The 19,809-nt window shown below is 49.8% G+C and carries 10 protein-coding genes; 2 read left to right on the plus strand and 8 right to left on the minus strand.

Annotated features, from left to right (window positions below; translation table 11 throughout):
* Positions 1–153: 153 nt before the first annotated feature.
* The 8 genes from ACQKPA_RS06075 to ACQKPA_RS06110 form a co-directional block, all read right to left on the minus strand.
* Positions 154–3,333 (minus strand): glycosyl hydrolase, encoded by a 3,180-nt coding sequence (locus tag ACQKPA_RS06075; RefSeq protein ID WP_427490356.1) that lies wholly within the window; start codon positions 3,331–3,333, stop codon positions 154–156.
* A 54-nt stretch (positions 3,334–3,387) separates the two neighbouring features.
* The gene (locus tag ACQKPA_RS06080) at positions 3,388–5,400 is read right to left on the minus strand and encodes a glutaminase domain-containing protein (RefSeq protein WP_427490358.1); all 2,013 of its coding nucleotides are present in this window, start codon (positions 5,398–5,400) and stop codon (positions 3,388–3,390) included.
* Positions 5,401–5,560: 160 nt separating this feature from the next.
* On the minus strand, positions 5,561–7,219 hold the full coding sequence (locus ACQKPA_RS06085) for an extracellular solute-binding protein (RefSeq protein WP_427490360.1): 1,659 nt from the start codon (positions 7,217–7,219) through the stop codon (positions 5,561–5,563).
* A gap of 71 nt (positions 7,220–7,290) precedes the next feature.
* A complete protein-coding gene (locus ACQKPA_RS06090; RefSeq protein ID WP_071220677.1) occupies positions 7,291–8,187 on the minus strand; it encodes a carbohydrate ABC transporter permease in 897 nt (298 codons plus the stop codon).
* Positions 8,188–8,199: 12 nt separating this feature from the next.
* The gene (locus ACQKPA_RS06095) at positions 8,200–9,126 is read right to left on the minus strand and encodes an ABC transporter permease (RefSeq protein ID WP_074961845.1); all 927 of its coding nucleotides are present in this window, start codon (positions 9,124–9,126) and stop codon (positions 8,200–8,202) included.
* Positions 9,127–9,173: 47 nt separating this feature from the next.
* A complete protein-coding gene (locus tag ACQKPA_RS06100; protein WP_427490363.1) occupies positions 9,174–12,245 on the minus strand; it encodes an alpha-mannosidase in 3,072 nt (1,023 codons plus the stop codon).
* Between the two features lie 40 nt (positions 12,246–12,285).
* Positions 12,286–14,505 carry a hypothetical protein gene (locus ACQKPA_RS06105; protein WP_427490365.1) on the minus strand — a complete coding sequence of 740 codons (2,220 nt, stop codon included), beginning with the start codon at positions 14,503–14,505 and terminating at the stop codon, positions 12,286–12,288.
* A 165-nt stretch (positions 14,506–14,670) separates the two neighbouring features.
* Positions 14,671–15,819 carry a GntR family transcriptional regulator gene (locus ACQKPA_RS06110; protein WP_427490367.1) on the minus strand — a complete coding sequence of 383 codons (1,149 nt, stop codon included), beginning with the start codon at positions 15,817–15,819 and terminating at the stop codon, positions 14,671–14,673.
* A 319-nt stretch (positions 15,820–16,138) separates the two neighbouring features.
* Between ACQKPA_RS06110 and ACQKPA_RS06115 the strand changes: the two genes are divergently transcribed.
* Entirely contained in the window at positions 16,139–18,193 is a 2,055-nt protein-coding gene (locus tag ACQKPA_RS06115) for a GxGYxYP domain-containing protein (protein WP_427490369.1), read from the plus strand.
* Between the two features lie 527 nt (positions 18,194–18,720).
* Positions 18,721–19,809, plus strand: a complete 1,089-nt coding sequence (locus ACQKPA_RS06120) for a GerAB/ArcD/ProY family transporter (RefSeq protein ID WP_427490371.1) — start codon at positions 18,721–18,723, stop codon at positions 19,807–19,809.

Below are 19,809 nucleotides of genomic sequence, written 5' to 3' on the forward strand. Positions count from 1 at the left end.
ATATGACTCTGTTAAAAAAATATCACCCTTGAAACTCGGAATACGAAATTTTTACATCTTTTAGGTTACATATTAAACATTATGTAAACCATTTAAGAGAATGACTACGACCTGAACTCGGCTGTCGTCATTTTCAAAGATATCAATTTGAGATTACAATCTTTTAGACAAAGTTCGACGCACCAGCTTCACCCGTCCATTTACCCCGGAAGGCAATGCAGACTTTCCATATAAGTTCTCCAGCGTATTGGCTGCCCGGATGCTAATGTGATTGCTCCCCTGCTCAACATATGGCGTGATGTTCCAGTGATACGGCGGCCACAGTCGAATCCCTACCTCCATATCATTCACATATAAAGAAGCCGTCTCCCTAATATCTTCAGCTTCCAGCCATAATTCCTCATCTGGAGCCAAGCTAACTTGAGTCAGATCCACTTGCTGCGAGTATTCTCCCGCTCCCGCATAATAAGGATAGCCGGCAGAAGCCCAACAACCAAACATATGTTCCGGACTCGCGTTTAGCCTCATCCGATCTTCTATAACAAAGGGTCCGATCAAAAATGCAGGGAATGAAATCGCCGGCATCGGCTCCAGCAATGAAACCGTCAGAATCTCAAGTTCGTTCTCGCCTGCTAACAAATGCGGGGTGATATCCACGCTAGCATAGTGTTGATCCTGCCAAGTAGAGGGCTGCAGCGCATTCTGTCTTACGCCATTCACAAAGATTTCAAGGTTGCGCCTGCGCTGCAGGAAGCCGATATGGGAAGGGATTTTCTGCTCCACATCGTCCAGAATGAACTCGATCTTCGGTGATGGGTTGATATTGGATTGATCCGGAAGCCCCCTTCCGCTCGGTGATTGCAATCGTTCGGTCAATTCCTGCGTGATGGTAAACGTTGTACGATACGTGTTCACTTGCCCAGGCATCGTAGCGTTCATCCTGGACTTTCGATCATTCAGCGTGAGCTGCCATTGGTCCAGTAATAAAACATTAGGTTCGAGTGTCTGGAAACGCCATCGATTATCAAGAAGGATTACATCCTCGGCATCCCGATCCGTATCGAACATTTGTTCTGTTGAACCGATTGGGCTCTCCTCAGGTACAACCGAGAGCACTCGCAGCTCTCCAGGTGCATAGGTTAGAACGGAATCGCTGGCTAACCGGCGTATTTTCCCGCTTTCCAAGTCCCATTCTTCGATTCGGTGCTTCGCCTCTCTTGCATCAAGCTTCATGGAAACAGGCTTCTCCGACCAGTTCATCAGCCACACATATACCTGATTCCCGAACACACGTTCTAGGCTAATCAAATCCTCATGTTGTCCTTCGGTCAACTTCCATCGCAAAACAGAAGTTTTCCTTAATAACCCGCTTACTCGTTCACACAACGAATCAATCGGATCAGGAAGTGGCAAGTTCTCCAGGGAATAAAACAGCGTATATCCCTTGCCGATGGATCGTAATTCATTATGCTGCGGAGTCGAACCAAATAGCGCATGCACATGCTTCGCCAGTTCCGGATCATGATGCAAGGACTCGCTATGCTGCGGGATTGCTCCTACAGCAACGAGAGTACCGCCTTGCTTCACATAAGAAACGAGCTGTGCGGCAATGTCCTTCGACATGACCTCAATCTCCGGCATAATCATAACCGAATATATGTTCCCACTCTCGTTAAATCGCACCCCTTCTCCATCAATCAGGGTGGCTTCGCGAAGCTGAGATTCGTCTACATAGTCGTAATCAATGGATCTGCGAAGCATCCGATCCGACAGGAGCGAGAATAGAGCATCGGAAGCGGGATGCATATTCGATTGACCGGATACGAACATATTTTCGTATACCGTATGTATAGGTGACAGCAGAAGAACCTCCGGTGTACGTTTACCGCTCGCGCCAAGCAGACTCAGTCGACCGAGATAGTCGGCAAAAGCACGATAATGCGGCCAATGAGGCGCATGCTTGAATTCCGTCGGCGGGAAATCGGTTTTCCGATACCCGGCAAACGAGTAATAGAACGCATGCGGGATGAAGAGGTTAACGCCCAGGAATGCCATGAAATTTGCATCCAGTCGCCGCTCTCGCATGGAATAGCCATGACCGCTTGCACCAAACGATTCGCAGATCACCCGTTCCTTGCTGTTCAGCTGAGCGACAGAAGCTGCCGTCTTCACCGAAACGATCCGATGCGGATTCTCCTTCGTGCCGATTCCGGGCGTTAAATAATCCACGCCAGCGTAGTGAAACTGCTGCAGCACCCGGGTCTGATTGCCTTGCGATCTAGCCTGTCCCCAGACCGGCTCTTCAAGCGTATGACCGATGTAGAGCAGTCCATGCCCTTCACACCATGTACGAATCGCAAGATGATAGCCCTCAACATACCAGCGTGTTATCGTATCATAATATTGCTGCTTCGTTGATCGTCTGCCATCAGCCATGTTATATAACAAAGCGCCTAACCGCGGGATGAGATCATAGCCGTTCTCTTGCTGATACCGCTCTGCCATCCCTTCTGTCCAAGCGAAGACCATGCCCGGCAGGGTAGCGGCTACATCGTGAACCGCCGTCCGGATCGCTTCCACCCCAAAGAAACCATCGTGGATCATTAGCCCGGGTTCGTCGGTGAAAACGCCCTGAATCGTTGCGCCAAAGTATTCCTGCAAGGACTGAAACGGATCATAGGACATTCGGATGAAAGCCTGAACGGCTTCCGGATTCAACGTATCCAAGTAGTACCCTTGGGCAAACGTGATGCCTTCCGCGATCTCGCAGGACCAGCAGGCCAGCACGATATAAGGATCCTCCGAAGTCGGCGTCCATTCCCTACCCCATGCATGTGTAAGATCCTCCGGTTCATCACAGAGCAGCCATTCCCCGTCCTGCCGGGCAGCGCGATAAGCCAGGATGGCAATAAGCTCATTGTGATCATAGCGTGCAAAATCCAGCTTCAATCCTTCTTGCTGTCCGTCATGCGTATATCTTTTCTCTTCAACCCTTAAGTAACGCATGCGATATTCCGGATGCTGACGCGTCAGTTTGCCGCCCAGCGTTCCGCTTGGCCAATTGTCCTCATCGTACAGCCAGACGACCATATTACGTTTCTTGCACTCCAGGGTACAGAACTCCAACGCTTCCATAAATGCCGGCGACAGGTAAGAGGTTTGCATCCCATGACGCGCATGCAGAACAACACCGCCGACACCCGCTTCATACATCGATTGGATCTGGCTTTCCAGCTCCGGCTTCGTGAGTTCATGATTCAGGAACCAGAACGGCTGCGGGCGATACGTGGCATCCGGATTCTCGAATTGCTGCTTCAGTTGCATTAGATCCATATGGGCTATTTCTTCCTGAACATTAACGTTATTCAACATGCATCACCTATCTTATCACGAATTAATTTCAGACCGGGACATAAGCAACTGGATGAAAAACCCACCGACAACGGAGCGATTCTGGAAGTTCATCTGTTTGCCGCTAATCGTGTCATACCAATCGGTCACCGGAACGCGAGCAGAGGTTTCGTTCATGAAATCCCATAAGGGCGCAATCATGGCTTCAAACTGGGATTGCTTGGCACTCATGGAGGCACACCATACCAGCCAATCCGCTTTTGTATACGTATCGCGGCTATCCAGCGGAAGGCCGTAACGATTCTGTCTCAACTTATAATATTCCAGCTCTTGGGCAGCAACTTCTTTTGGAAACAGGTTTAATTCCAGCAGGCGATCCCACACCAAATTGTATTTCATGCTCCAGGTATCGTTGCCGCTGTCGAACGTAAGCTTATAATGATCACCTGCATCAGCCATGGACATCCACTCATTCGCCATATTCTGTGCGGCTTCGAGATAAGCTGCACCTCCCTGGAGACCGAGCCGATCACACATGTAGGAGTATGCAGCAATGCCCAAGATCGCCTTGATGGACAGATTGGCATTGTGCGCCAAATGTCCGGCGAAGTCATCCGTGCACAGCTGATTGTCCGGATCGAGTCCATTCTTTAGCAAATACCCTGCCCATGTGGTAAGGGGTTCCCAGTGCTCCCTGGCAAAATCCGTATTTCCTTCATATTTGCATATCGCGGCAGCCATTAGGAGCATATTCCCGCATTCCTCGATCGGCATCTGGTATTCCAGCTTGTTCTCGCCATACACCTGACCATTGGCTTTCGGGTACGTTCCCACGTCATGAGGCGCAAAATCGAACGGCCAATCAGGGCTCATGGCATACTTATAAATCGGACGCATCATCCCCTTGACCAATTCAGGATTGTATCTCAGGAACAATGGAATCGACGGATAACTGACATCGACCGTCGCGATGCATCCGTTGCTGAAATTCTCCTTGGAAAAAAGCAACACATGCCCCGCTCCATCGGCTACCAATTTATGCGCGGCTACCGCCTGTCGATACGTCAAAGCCAAGATATCCCGGTATTTTTCACCGCCTGCGGCAAGGCTCTCCGCCATCAGCTCGCGATTGAAGCTCTCACATTGCAACATGATGTCTTCATATTGAGCGGCGGACTGTAACAACATGTCATGGAACGTCAATTCGTTTCGCTTCCAGTAAGCATCCAGCGGCTGGTTGAAATATTCGATGGCATGAATATCGTCATACGCAAGCATCAGATACTCAGATACCCATTCATCCCGTACTGGGCCCAGATCGATTTCGGCTGCCATAACGGGGGTATGATTGGATACGGCCCGCGGCTTCTGCTGATCATCTTCCGGAGGTAATTGACCGGTTTGTACATATAACTCACGGCTCGACACAGAATGAATCACCGTCTGGATACGTTCCGTACGGGGAACAGCCAGGACCATATATCCCCAATCGATTCTTGTATCATCTCCGGCAAGCTGCAGGATCGGCTGTTCGACAGTACCCATCGACATCATATTCAATTGTCCATCGATAACGCGATGCTCCCAGGTCACTTGCTGTTCCGGTGTATGCACGCACCATTCGCCTGTGACATCGAAGTAGAGCTTTACATTATGTTCGCGCCCATCCACCGAACGAACCTGAACTGTCACATACGTTACAGGCCGGGACAACAGATCAAGATCATTCAATAATAAAGGCGTGGTGAACTCAACTTGAAGCTCAATACCTTCCCCTTGAAACGTATAACGGGTAGTTACCGGCTCAACCGTTAGATCGGTTTGCTCAAGCGCTTCAGGCTCAAGTCGTTCTGACAGATCCTGCGTGATAACTTTTCCCATAAATCGTCTTGGCGCGCCATCAATGATGGCTAGTCCTGTCATGCCCTGAATCTTGTTCGTCCAATGCCGGGTATGATCATCGTAGAGATGATCCGTAGCGGACCACACGCTGAAATAAGGATCTACGGTGACCAGGGGTACGGATGGAGGTCTGAATTTCGTTGTCATCTGACTTCAACTCCTTCATGTCTTCTTTATTCTTCAAGCTGCCTGGATTTCCTTGCGATTTGGAAACAAAAGCTGGGAGAGCGAAAAAGGCTTCGCTTCCTTGATTGCCAAAGTCATGCGAAGCCTTTCCAATTACCGGCCCCCCTTGATGATGGATATATCAGTTCGGCATCTGAACGGTCACGACTTCTTTCCCCTTCAGATTTTCGTTTGTGAACTGCATCGCCTTATCGTATCCGGTCTTGCGGAGCTGTTCCCTCAGTTCGTTGATAATGCTCATCGCCGCTTCATCCGATTTGGCAAATACCGCTTCCTTCCAGGCATCGCCCATTCGATCCATCGAAGGCTTCAGCATTTCCCATTCAGGCGCCTTCGTAATAACATCGCCCGGGTTATAAGCGGTAATTACGTGAATACCGTTCGGACGAAGGATTTTGCGAGCATTCTCCATCGCTTCAAGCCTTTCTTGTTCCGCCCAGATGTCTCCTCCCGCAGCGGAATTGATGCGGTCAAGCCCTGTCAGCGATTCCAGACCGATGCTGATGCCTTCATTCTTCCGCAGCTTCATGTTGGTGTCCGTGCTGAATTTGTCAAACCATTCCTGGTTGGCAACCGGCTTGCCGTCTTTCATGTCCCAGTGAACGCCCTGAACGCCGTATCTCGCCAGCATGAACCCTTCGTCCGAGGCCATGAAGTCCAGGAACTTCAGCGCTGCGTCGACACAAGCGCCTTTGCAATTCTTCGTGATGGCCGTCACATTATTTCCCTGAATTCCCAGATCGACGGGCCTGTCCGGCTCAACGTCAGCGCGCTCCAACGGGCCGAGCGGAATGTAGTCGCTGCCCGGATGCGAGGAGACATACTCCTTGGAAGCATCCAAAATGGCCGGATAGTGCGCGGCCAGGATGGCGATGCGGCCTTGATTGATTTTTTCCTTGGCAATCGGGTCTGTCTGGGTGAAGGCTTCAGGATCCATCAGCCCCTCTTCAACGAGCTTTCGATAAAACAGCGTGTATTCTTCGTAGCCCTTGGTGAAGAAGTTATGTTCAACCGTGCCGTCGCCTTTGTCGACGTAACTCGCTCCGGAATAAAACATGGTGTTGCCGATGCCAACGGCCCAGCCGTTACTGAAACCGCCCAGCGGAAAAACCGGCTGGCCATTCTCCTGCAGGTTGGCATCCTTGATTTTTTTGAGGAAGTTATAGAAATCGTCCTTCGTCACAACGGATTGCGGATCGACGCCGACTTTCTCGGCGATGTCTTTGCGCACATAGAAACCATAAAGCCAATCCATGCCGTCTTCGTTCGTGGCCGGCTGATTTTGCAGCAGCAAATATTTTTTGCCGTTGTAGGCATCAATCGCTTTCTCATATAATGCCGGCGGCACATTTTCTTCCGCAATCGATTTGGACAGGTTCGGATAATCCTTCAGCTTGTCCGATATATCCACCAATTGTCCCTCTTTGGCAGCCTTAATGATGCCATCCAATTCCCCGCCCCAGGCTGGCCCGGTATAAATGTCCGGCAAATCCTGCGTGGCGAAGATTTGGTTTACCTTCTCCGTCTCACTGCCTTTCGTATATTCCCACTCGAGGGTAACGCCGGTCTTCTCCTTGATTACTTCCTCCACGGGTGTCATGGCATCAGAGCCGTTGGAACCATTCCAATTGTGAAGTATTTTGAGTTTGTATGATTTCTCTCCTTCTGCCCCTTCTCCGTTATCTCCGTTCCCTGATGAATTCGTGCAGCTGATCAGCAAGCCTCCAACCATGATGGACACGAGCAATGCGGATACGCCTTTCGACCAAATCCTCTTCAAACCAATCGCCTCCTGGAATATGGATATCAATGATCTTGGTAAAGCTTTGGACAAATTCCGGTCAGAATGACCTAACCTTTAACTGAACCGATCATAACCCCCTTTACGAAATATCGCTGCAGGAACGGATAAATGCACAAGATCGGGAAAACTGTAATGACAAGCAAGGCCATCCGGAGCGATTCCGGCGTTGCGCCAGCACCGCTGGTTCCGCCAATCGTCTGTCCGCCCTGCTGCGCGGCACGCTGCATCGAATTCGACAGCGCTTCAGCTTCCGTCAGCATTTCTTGCAAGAGGGTCTGCACCGGTATCAAATCTTTATTGGATACGTAGTATGCACCCGAGAACCAATCATTCCAATGGGCAACGCCGATGAACAAGGAGATGGTGGCAAGCACCGGTCCCGATAGCGGCAGTATAATCCGCACGAAGATTTGAAAATCGCCGTACCCGTCAATGCGGGCAGACTCCTCCAACTCCTCGGGTATACCTTGCAGGAAGGTTCGGATAATGACGATATGCATGAAATTGAACAGCATCGGCAGAACATACACCCAAAAGCTGTTGATCAGATGCAGCTTTTGCAGCGTGATGAAGAACGGGATGAACCCGGCACTGAAAATCGTCGGTAAAAAGATGTAAAAGGTGAAAAAGGAGCGGCCCGGCAATGTCTTTTTGGAAAGCGCATAGGCCATGAGCGTACACAGCACGACATGCAGGAATGTACCCAGCACGGTGCGCATGAGCGTAATTTGGTACGCCTTCCAGATGCGAGCGTTGTCGAATACCTGGGCGTAGTTCTCCAGCGTGAATTTACGGGGCAAAAAATAAATCGCCCCCATCATCGAATCCTTCCCGTCGTTAAGGGAATACGCCAAAATGTAAATAAACGGATAGATCATCGAAAATCCGATGATGGCGAGAACGGTGTAATTGAACATCGAGAAAAAAGACCATTTACGTTTCATTACGTCACCTCCTTAGAACAGGGATACATCACTGACTTTGCGGGCGATGCGATTGACGGTCAGAACCAAGATGAGCCCGATAATGCTTTGGAAAAGTCCGACCGCTGCGGCGTAACTGAGACGCCCTTCCCGGATACCGGAATTGATGGCGTGAACGTCCAGCACGCTGCCCATACTGGCAGTCGCAGGACCATTCAGGAGTAGGAGCTGTTCATAACCGGCGCTCATCAGATTCCCCACGGCGAGAATAAATAAGATGATGGCCACATTGCGTATACCAGGAAGTGTCACATGCCACATCTGCTTGAAGCGTCCTGCGCCATCGATCTTGGCAGCTTCGTAGAGCTGCTGATCGATACCCGCAATGGCGGCCATGAAGATAATCGAATTCCAGCCGATGTTCTTCCAGATATCGGACCCGACAATCATCTGATAGAACCAGGTAGGATTGTTCAGGAACTGGATCGATTCGACCCCGAACGATCCCAGCAAGTCATTGACCGGACCGCCATACGGAGTCAGTAAACGCTGCATGAGCGTGACAACCACGATCCAGGATACAAAATAAGGCAAATAAGAAAGAGTTTGAATCGTCTTCTTGAATTTCATCTTCCGAACTTCATTTAACAGGAGCGCAAGCACGATCGGCATCGGAAATCCGATCAGCAGCTTCATGAGACTGATGATGACCGTGTTGCGAATGATGTCACCAGACTGATAGTAATTGAAGAATTGTTCAAAATACTTGAATCCTGCCCAGGGACTCCCGGTGAATCCGCCAACGAAGGTATAGTCCCGGAAAGCAACTTGAATTCCGTATAAGGGCACGTAAGAGAATAGAAAAAACCAGACGATGCCTGGCAGCATGAACAAGTAAAAGAGCTTGTGCTGCCAGATTCGTTTCATGAATCGGTTGTTGGTTAATCGTGACTTGCTCACATTCCCACCTCTCCTTTCAGTGGGGCGGATTGTCCGCCCCGGTTATATTAACGGAATCTCAAACGAAGGGTGATAATTTCAAACGGCGTGAAGGATAGCGCAATGGTGTTGGATGTTTTGTCAATCGGCAGCGCAGTAAGGATGTTTTCCATCAGATCCGCAGTCCAGGCTTCGGCCGCTTCAAATCCGAAATGAATTGCCGTGTTGGCATGTGTTCCCGATGTTTCATACAGACGAATGATGATGTCGTCACCATCCTCGGCTTTCTTGACGGATTCCACCATAATGTTTGGATGATCCGGCCGCAGAAATGCTTGGGATGACAGGAGCTTTCCTGTCTCTTTATCAGGCATGGAAGCCAAGGAAATCGTACGAAGCGGGATATTCAGCTCATTGCCTCGTCGATAGATTTCGGCTTGCACATGGTTCCCTTGATGCGGATATAACGAATAGGTGAATCGGTGCTCCGCACGGTCTGCATCCGGATCCGGATAAGAGCTGCTGCGGAGCAAATGGAGATCCAACACGTTATGGATCGCCCGATGGCCGTATTTGCAATCATTGAGCAGCGCGACACCATAATCCGGCTCCGATAAATCAACCCATTGATGAGCGCAGATCTCATCCTTCGCAAAATCCCACATCGTATTGCGGTGGGTCGGTCTGCTCAGACTGCCGAACTGGATTTCGCAGTGGACCTGATCCGTGCGTATATTAAGGGGGAACGACGTTCTTAACATCCTGCCGTTCTCTCTCCAATCGACGTCCGTCTCGAAATCGATGCGCCGGCTGCCCTCCGTCAGCACAACGGTCTGGGTCAGCGTAGATTCCCCATAAGCGTACTCGAAGACCAGCCCGATTTGCGGGCCGTCCCGCAGTTCCTGAATGCGAAGGAGATTTAACGGCTTCCCCGGATTCGCCGAATAGTCATGACGGAAATCCCATGCATCTCCGTCGTCATGATACACGCGAAGATCGTTACCCGAGTGGCCTTGCTGAATAACTTCGCGAGCTTCCGCCTTATCCAGGATGGATAGAATGCCTCCATTTTGATCAAACTTCACGATCAACTTGTCGTTCTCCAGGCTTCGTTCCGAAACGGTAACGTCTAATTCCGCACCCTGTGTTTCCGGAAGCATTTCGATACCTGACGCCACTTCATCTTCAGCTCCAGCATCGGCGACATCCGATATGACAGCGTAGCCCATTGATGGAACCAACACGTTATACCATCGTCCATTCGCGCGCAGCCACTCCCGGCGTTCCCAAGGCAGCGAATTGAATACGACAGTTCCAGGAGAAGCCTCGGCATCGTGTGAAATGTGGTCTGCCAGATAGCGGTAGGTTTCGGCAATCATGGCTTCCGTTTGTGATAGGAGCTTCTCATACCTCTCTAACGACTCATCGTACACCCGCTTAATTGAAGATCCCGGAAGAATATCGTGGAATTGATACAGCAGGACTTCCTTCCAGATCGTCTCCAGCGTTTCGGATGGATATGTCCTGCCTAACCAGGCAGCCAGCACGGAAGCAAACTCCAGCTCGCGCAGCGCCTTCTCCATCTTCCGGTTGTACCGCTTGCTTCGCGCCTGGCTGGTCAGGGTTCCTTGATGCTTCTCCAGATAAAGCTCACCGCGCCATGTCTGGAATGACTCGCGTTCTTCATTCAATCGCTCAAAGAACTTCCATGAGGGCTCCTGTATGACGGGGGACAGGCCGAGCAGGTTCTTCTCGCGAGCCAGCCGCTCCAAATGCTCTTCGCCCGGACCGCCGCCGCCGTCCCCAATGCCAAAGAGCATCAGGGCATGGCTGGATACATTTTTATCTAAATATTCCCGCTCCGCTTTGGCGATGGAACGCGGGGCTGCCGGGCTGTTGTATGTATCTTCAGGCGGCATATGCGTTAATACGGCGGAACCATCAATCCCTTCCCATAGAAAGGAATGATGAGGGTGTCGATTATACTCGCTCCAGGAGAGCTTCTGGGTCATCATGTAATCCACGCCCGACTTCTTGAGCAGCTGCGGCAGGCTAGCGGAGTAACCGAAAACATCCGGCATCCAGAGCGATTTCATCTCCAAACCGAATTCCTGCTGAAAATACCGCTTGCCGTACAGGATCTGGCGCACCAGAGATTCGCCGCCCGGCACATTGGTATCCGACTCCACCCACATGGCCCCCTGCGGCTCCCATCTGCCTTCGCGGACCCGCTCCTTGATCTGTTCATATAACGCCGGATAATGCAACTTCATCCAGTCGTACAGCTGGGGCTGGCTTGCGCCGAATATATACTCCGGATAGCGTTCCATCATGCGCAGCGCGGTCGAGAACGTCCTGGCTCCTTTTCGGATCGTTTCGCGGATTGGCCACAACCAGGCCAGGTCGATATGCGCATGACCCACCGCGCTGATCGTTAAGACCATATCGCCTCCCTGCAAGCTTAATTGTTTATCCAATTGCTTCTTCGCTTGATTAACCTGCTCCGGTGAGAATTCCGTTAGCATCAGTGATACGTCATAGAGGGCCTGGTAGATTCTCTCTTTGCGTGCGGTTCCGACAGGGAGCTGCTCGGCAGCTTCCAAGAGAACTTCGACATCGTAATAGAGACCTCGAATGTCTTCCCGGCAGATTGCGATGACAGCCTCTTTCAAAGTGCCTCCCTGGTATTTGCCGAAGAGATCGTTATTGCCTGCATCTGCCCATACTTCAATGTCAGATCCGCTCATGTACATGTCATGAAGGCGGACAACACGCTTGCCGGGGAGTCCTAATGAAAAATCGAATTCCGAATTCACGGTAGTCAACCCCTGGACCGGCGATCCTTCCCGGTCCACCAGACACAACTCGCCGTTAATGTCCAATAAAAGGACGAGGTCTTCCTTACGACTATTTTTCGGAAGGCTGCCGGTAAATCGAAACCAGGCACAGTCCCACAAGTTGCCCCAACGTTCTCCTTGGACAAGCGTCATTGGCGTACCCGTCATTCGATCCGTGAACGATACGGGCTCGGGCGTAACCCATGCCTTCACTTCCAACTCGGCAACCGGCTCATATATCGCTTCCCGAAGACGGTTTAACATTTGTTTTAGCCGTTCCGGCCTTATCGGTTCGTATGGCATGATGATTTGCTCCTTTCAAGTGCGTCAATCGGCAGCAGATTCAGTTATGCACTTCGCTTGCTGTCCAATCCACCTGGATCTCTGCATGGTTCACGCCGCCATGTTCATACTGCAGCAGCACGGTCAGCGACTGCGGATCCCATACCCATCCAGCAGGTACGGCTTGATCCTGAATAACGTATTGAACAGATATCGGCTCAAATGGGCAATACAATCTCGCGCTTGCCTGCAGATTGGACGGCCCTCTCGCAATGAATCGGAAGCCTGATTCCGTCTGGACAAGATCCTCGATTCGGGAGGAAGCGGCAATGACGGATACCTTGCCGTCCGAAGGACGTCCGGCCTCAACATCATAGAGCAGCGCTTGTTTCCCGGGGCTTAACGTAACCTGATCCAGAACGGATAGCTTCGAATCGAACAAGTCCACAATCGGGCCCGAGATATTCAACGGCTCTGCGGAGATCGATTCTTCCAGAACCGAGGCGATCAGATAAGGGCCACGCTTGAGCTTGAAATAATGTTTGAAATTCCACGGTCGTTCTGCGCCGTGAAGTGCTTCCAGCGTCGCTTGGACGGCGTGCCGTAGCCGATCCGCCCCCGCTTTGGACAAGGTGAATTCAGCCGGATGTTGATCCAACCAGCACAAGATTCCTTTCCCTGCCGGATGGATGCCTTCCGCTTTCCCTTTCAGGCCAAGCTGCTCGAACAGATGCTCCCGCGGCGAATTATACTTCGAGCCAAACGGTTCATCCTTGTGATCATGGTTCCACCATGAACGAATGCCATGATACGGGTCCCTGTCATCGCCAACATAGATCAAAGCCCCGCCATCCTGCACCCACTGGGCAAGAGCATTGTGAATGTCCGGATACTCCGGTTTGATAAATTCATAGCTCAGAACCAGCACGCGGTATGGAGCCAAATAACCCGGATACCGCCTTACATTATCCAGCTGAAGCGGACGAACCGGGATTCCATGTTTCAGCAGCGGCAGCGACAGACCGTAGAAAGGGGAAAATTCGAGAAGCTCCGTGTCCCCTTCCGCCTGAAATCCTTCAGGGTCCGTACCGTCGTATTTACCGGCATCGGGCGCTTCCGGTTCCGGCTTCATCCGCTGAAACATCGCGGAGTCGGCAATAAGAACGCCAACCTGCAAGTCATCTTCTGCCGATTCGATCACTTCCTGGTCCATGTTGCCCAGCGTGTGCATGACCTGGAGAAGCGTCGTTGCATAGTCAGACGGGATGGACTCCTTACCCGAGCCGTCTTCAGATGGATAAGTTCCTTTAAAGATTCTTCGCGGCCAGGGTGAAACTTCGTAATGGGCCACTCCGGGATGCAGCAGTGAGGCGACAACGGTCTTTAAGTAATTCTGTTTGTAATCCGCCCAAGTGTGGTTCGGGTTATCTTCAATCGGATCATGCAAGAACCACATGCGTCTGTCGGTTCCGCGGACCAGCTCCTGCATCACGCCATATTCAAGGTAAGCGGTTTCAAACGTCCGTTCCTTGCGCAGTCCTTCATACACATTCGGCGTTCGGGATGTACCCGTCCAGATCTGTGCAATGTACCCGTCAATGGATGGAAGCTCTACAAGCCCGGATTGCGGGCTGACGATTCGCCACTGCGTGTAGTTGATCAGGCTATGAGTCGGAACGTAAAAGCGAAGGACTCGGCCGTAACGATGCAGCGCGTAATCCTTCATCTCTGCACATAACCGGTCCAGCACGCGTGTGTATAAATACGCTTTCAATTTGGAAGCCCGGTATTGGGCGTCAGGGGAAGCGTGCGGCGGCATCCATGGCTCTTTGTAATACAGAAGCCATTCCCGCTTAAAAGCTTCCGAATAACCGCCATTTACCCAGAATTCAGGCTCTTCCAGATGAATGGCCTCTACGCCCGCATCAACTGCGACGCGAATTCGATCCGCTAGATAGCGCCCAAAGGAAATCGTTGGCACCATGTAAGGAATAACCGGTTGTTTGCCATGCAGGATCATCTCTCCGTGACGATCGGTCTGTGCTTCATCCCAATGTGATAAGCCGTCAACCTCCCCGTCCAGGTAGTTGTTGTATGTTCCCCATGCGACTCCAGTCATCAGATGGACGACATATCCTTTGTCCTTCCAATTCTGAATGCGCTCCGGCATCGTTTCATCAATTCCGTAGACCATCACAAAATCAGTCTGAAGATCATAGTCGGGATGATACGGAGCCGATTCCTGAAACCCGGTTCGCTCTTCTCTGCGATCTTTTGGCACGTTCTAAACCTCCCTGCTCAGGTTTGATACACTTGTGCTTCTAGGTAATCCATCATTTTCTAGAATATAATATATAATATTAATATATTCAATATGTTTTTTAGTAAGAATGAAAAAAAGCCCTCTCCGTTAGTTAACGGAAAAGGCTCTTTCTTATCGTAATTATTAAGTTTGTGGAACATGACCCGACGTTTGGCGGATCACAAGCTCAGGCTCAATCAGCAATTTGCTGTAGCTCTTCACTTCTCCATGACCGCGCAATACTTCGAGCAGTTTACCGGCAGCCTGATATCCCATTTCCCATTCGAACTGCTTGACATGGGTAAATATGCTGAATTCCTCCACGATGGAAGTCGGATCGTCGAAGCTGACGATCGAAACGTCTTCTGGCACATTTAGCCCCGCTTGCTTGGCCATCTGATAGATTTGTACGCCCAATCTCCCGTTTAGCGAAATATAGGCGGTAACCATGCGATTTCGGATATATCGGTACAATGGATGAGCTTCGGCATCCTTGAGCACACTCAGCGGTTTGAAATCCGTAATCATATGCGCCGGATTGATTAATGCGCCTTTGTCCTTTAATGCATCAATGTAGCCTTCGATCCGCTCCTGAACCGTGACGGTTTGAAGGGGAGAATCCGAGCATATGGCGATGTCCCGGTGTCCAAGCTCCCATAGATGTTCAACGGCGAGTCTCGTGCCGCGCCTTCCATCGGCGGCGATATAATGCGTTTCGACACCAGGCAAGTACCGGTCAATCAGCACAAAAGGAAACCCGGAAAGCTTCATTCCCAGTATTTCCTCGTTGTAGTTTTCCTCGTCGACCGGGAAAATCAACAGGCCTTCGGCTCCGAGAGCCTTCAATTCTTTGATGGCGTCCTTTTCTTTTTGCAGCTTGCCGTCGGTCAACATGATCATGCTCCGATAACCTTCGTCATTCAGCGAAGCTTGAATTCCCTCAATCAGTCTGATCGCGAAATAATCATGGATGGTGGGCATGATCACGCCAATGATGCCCGTGGCCAGCTTCCCCTCTCTTCCCTTAAGGTTCGTCGTTGATGGCTGGCCCGCAGTTAAGATATCGGCCTCCTCCGCTACGAAACTGCCTTTGCCAGGCACCCGGGCAATTAATTTCTCATTCGCTAATCCGGTTAGGGCATTGGCAACCGTTATTTTACTGACATGAAACTGATCCATCAGCTCCTTCTCTGTCGGAATGCGGTCACCTGGCTTCATATTTTCTGTTGTTATGACGTGTCGGATATAGTCCTGGATTTGCTGATACAACGGAATTCGATCGTTTGCACTCATTCTAATCACATCACCAATTCATTCATAATATTTGAAATATATAATATATCCTTACACATACAAGCGCAATAAACAAGCATGAGTCGATCACCGGTACATAACGACAAACTCCTGATATACCTATGTTTAAATTGCCTGATTTTCAAGAAATATAGGAAGTTTTGTCGAACTTCTTGTAAAACCATACTTGAATATATTAAATATGTGTTGATAAGCGAAGTGTTAACCGGCTATTGGGCCGAAAAAGGAGGATCGATGTTTGCGGATGAACACACGCTTTAATTTCTGACCACAGATCATAACAAGGAGTGAATTCGCCATGGCTCGTAGATTCACGATTCTCTGTTTAGCTATCCTATGTGCTTTTTCATTAACGACCAGCGCAGCTTATGCTTCGGAAACGAATCCGCAGTCAGCGCAAACTGACGGCTCCAATCATCGTGAACTGCCAAGTTTCAAGAAGCCTAAGCATCTGGACGTCGCAGATATTTATGATGCACCAGGTGACATCAAATTGTTGTTAGGGACCTTGCAGGGAATCGTTAACAGGGAACAGCCCCGAATCTATTTGATTGAATCCCAGGAAGAAGGGAAAATGACCTGGCTTAACGATATCCATGTGCCTTACACGCTTCATGAAGACTATTGGGACGTGTTCTCCGCATATCGCAGCGAGGCCAAAGGCATGATTGTTTATGATCCGGAAGTTCCTGATACAATTAATGTCGCCACCACGCTCGCAGGCTTGAAGAATGCGGTCGTTGTTAGCCCTGAGCTGGCCGACAAATTGTCCAATGCTCCATACGGCTTGAAGATCCTGGACGATCTTCGCGGCAAATTCGATAATCGGCTTGAAGCATACAGCTGGCAATATGAGCATCTGTGGGAGCAGACAACTCATCAGATGCTGATCGGGCTGGATCCGGATACAGCGATTCGTATTCCTTCCGGACTGCCTGAATCGTTCGTGACGATTGCGGAAGAGAAGCAGCAGGTGCGGGATGCGAGCAACCGTGATACTTATAACCTCGACCTCTCCTCTCTCTTGGGAGAAGCATCCGTTTATCTGCGCTTTGATGATGCTTTCACCCAGGATGGCTGGGGACCGGCGGTACATGAAGTTACGATCAAGGCTGACGACAAAGAGATAGCGTCGTTCATCGCAGGAACGCCTGAAGAAGAGACTTATCTCTATGATCGGCAAAACTCCAAGTTTAGTGAAGGCTCAGGCGGGCACCGCTTTGCCGATAACGGCAGTTATTTTGTATATGAATTCACCCCTCCTGCGGGAACTAAGAAACTGACCGCTGAAGTCGATATGTGGAACCAATACAAGGTTTCGGCGGGGAATATCCGTCCGCCTTCTGCAGAGCAGCAGGAGCCCTATGGCTATTTAAGAGATTACGCCGTTGCCAATAAAGCGATGGTATTCTGGCTCGATTCCAATGTACCTGAGCAAAAAGCGCTTTTCGAGAAAATCATGTCCGATGTGGAGCCGGGCACCCCTTACCTCGGCTGGTTCAGCAATGATGTGGAAGGCGAGTTCAGCTCGGTCGAGATTGCCTCCCGTTACGGCGTTTATGTGCTGGCAGCCGATTGGTTCAGCAATCTGACCGTTTTCTCGGGAACCAAGCCGAAGTTCAAGCTGGCGAAAACACCTACGCAGCCGGCGCTTGAGAACAAAATTTATGTGACCTATACCTTTACGGAGGGCGACAACTTTCAGTATAACCAGCATCGCATGCGCGTCATGTGGGATGACCCGGCCAGAGGCAAGGTTCCGATCAACTGGACTTCAAGCCCATTGCTCTATGAAGGTGCCCCTGCAATATTGAATTACTATCTAAACACGGCAACGGAGAACGATTTGCTCATTGCCGGACCTTCCGGTGCCGGTTACTTCTATCCGAGTCCATGGCCTGACGCAAGCTTCCGTGAGTTTTTGCAGCAAACCGAGAAGTATATGAAAAAGACAGGAATGACAATCCCTTATGTACTGAACCGAGTCGATAGCGAAAATGTGCCGTTATCGCCGTTTAAAGCAAAAGCTTATGAGGAGGAATATAACGTACCTGGTTTATTTATCAGTTATGAAGACAAATACGGGGTTGAAATTATCGGCGACAGCCTGCCCGTGTCTACGATCCGGGGGATCAGTACCGTTCAAGACGGATTGCAGGTGCTCAATGAAGCCAAAGCGAATTGGGATGGTGAATCACCATTGTTCGTCTCGCTCGGTATGCTCGCATGGAGCATGACCCCGTCCGATGCGCTGGCCCTGACCGAACAGCTCGGGGAAGAATTCAAAGTCGTTCGCGCCGATCATTATTTCTCCTTGATCCGCGAAAGCTACAACTTGCCAATCAAGAAATGATGATTTCCAGTTAAACATGTGACAGATGTATAAGGGCATCGCAGGTCCGATTATCATGAGATCTGCGATGTTTTTTTGATGGAATAGAGATCCTTTCCCACCCCATGGTTACGGGATTTAGCAAGATTAATTAATGACATTAATTATAGTTAGTTAATATCATTAATTGATTTCGCGATCACTCATCGCTGCATTTATTTAATGTGGTTAATTAATTTAATTAATACCATTAACTAAATGCGTTCAACTTCCTAATTCATGAAGCAGTAAGAAACTCGCGACTCCATGATCTCCATGCATCCTCCGTAACCAGAACATTTCCTCTCCCTCCGCACAACAGCCCACCCGATTTCGCTGTCTCGCTAGTTTGCATCCAGATGATTTCCCCAGATTATTTCTTGGGTAATCGCAAAAACCACATCCATTCGACAGGAGACCGAAGTCTTCCCCTTATACATAAAATGCGGCAAATGGTGAATACTCACTATATCGATTAGCATGTATTCCCTCATATGGAGATTAGTATAATGCCCACTAGCAAAAAGATATCATTGATTGAGGTCTACTTCATCATGCTGTTGTCCTTGGGTATCACCAATCATGTTATCCTGATTCCGCTTATTCTGCAGTACGCTGGCCGTGACGCATGGATGGGCACCTTGTTGACGATGATCCTGCATATTGGCTGGGTCTACATTTTGTTCTTTATCATGAAACGAACGCAGCAGCAATCGATATTCGCCTGGTTCAAAGATTGTTTTGGTTCGGTCATCGGTTGGATATTTGTGAGTATCATGACACTCTACTTTTTTTGGATGTCCATGGTCATATTAAGAGAAACGGCGACATGGATTCGGGTCACCTACCTGCCGCAAACGCCCAAAACAGTCGTCTCGCTGGCCATTATTCTGTTATGCGTATATGTGGCAAATAACGGCATTCGCTCGATAGCCATCATATCCGGAATCTTACTTCCCATCGTGTGGGTATTGGGCCATTTTGTAGCTGTGTCGAATCTTCAATATAAGGACTATTCATTGTTGACACCACTATTCGTAGAAGGCTACACCCCTATGCTCAAGAGCATGATCGTAGCCGGCGGCGGGTTTATGGAGATGATTGTGCTGATCTTTCTTCAGCATCATATGAAACGAAAGATGAACTACCTCTCCATTGTTATCTTATCCGTTCTTCTCGGAGGCCTCACGCTTGGACCATTGATGGGAGCGATCGCCACATTTGGTCCTGTTCCCGCGATGGAATCCCGATATCCCGCATACGAGCAGTGGATGCTGGTCACGATTACGAAATATATAACGCATGTCGATTTTCTGGCTCTATACCAATGGATTTCAGGGACGTTAATCCGTATCTCTCTTTTCCTGTTTATTATGACTGATGCTATATCCTTTAAAAAGTCCGAGCGACGCTTTTGGTATTTGTTAGGGCTCGGGGTCGCATTATCTGCCTTCTCTTTAATTCCGGTAATCGATAGACAAATCGAGTTATTCGTTCTGGGCAAATATTCATTTGCATTCCTTGGCTTCCTATCCGGGCTGACACTATTCATTGCGATCGTAGTCACATTTAGACCTAAAACAAAAGGGGGCGGGTAG

The sequence above is a fragment of the Paenibacillus sp. NPDC093718 genome (assembly GCF_050279985.1).
Taxonomy (GTDB): domain Bacteria; phylum Bacillota; class Bacilli; order Paenibacillales; family Paenibacillaceae; genus Paenibacillus_AQ.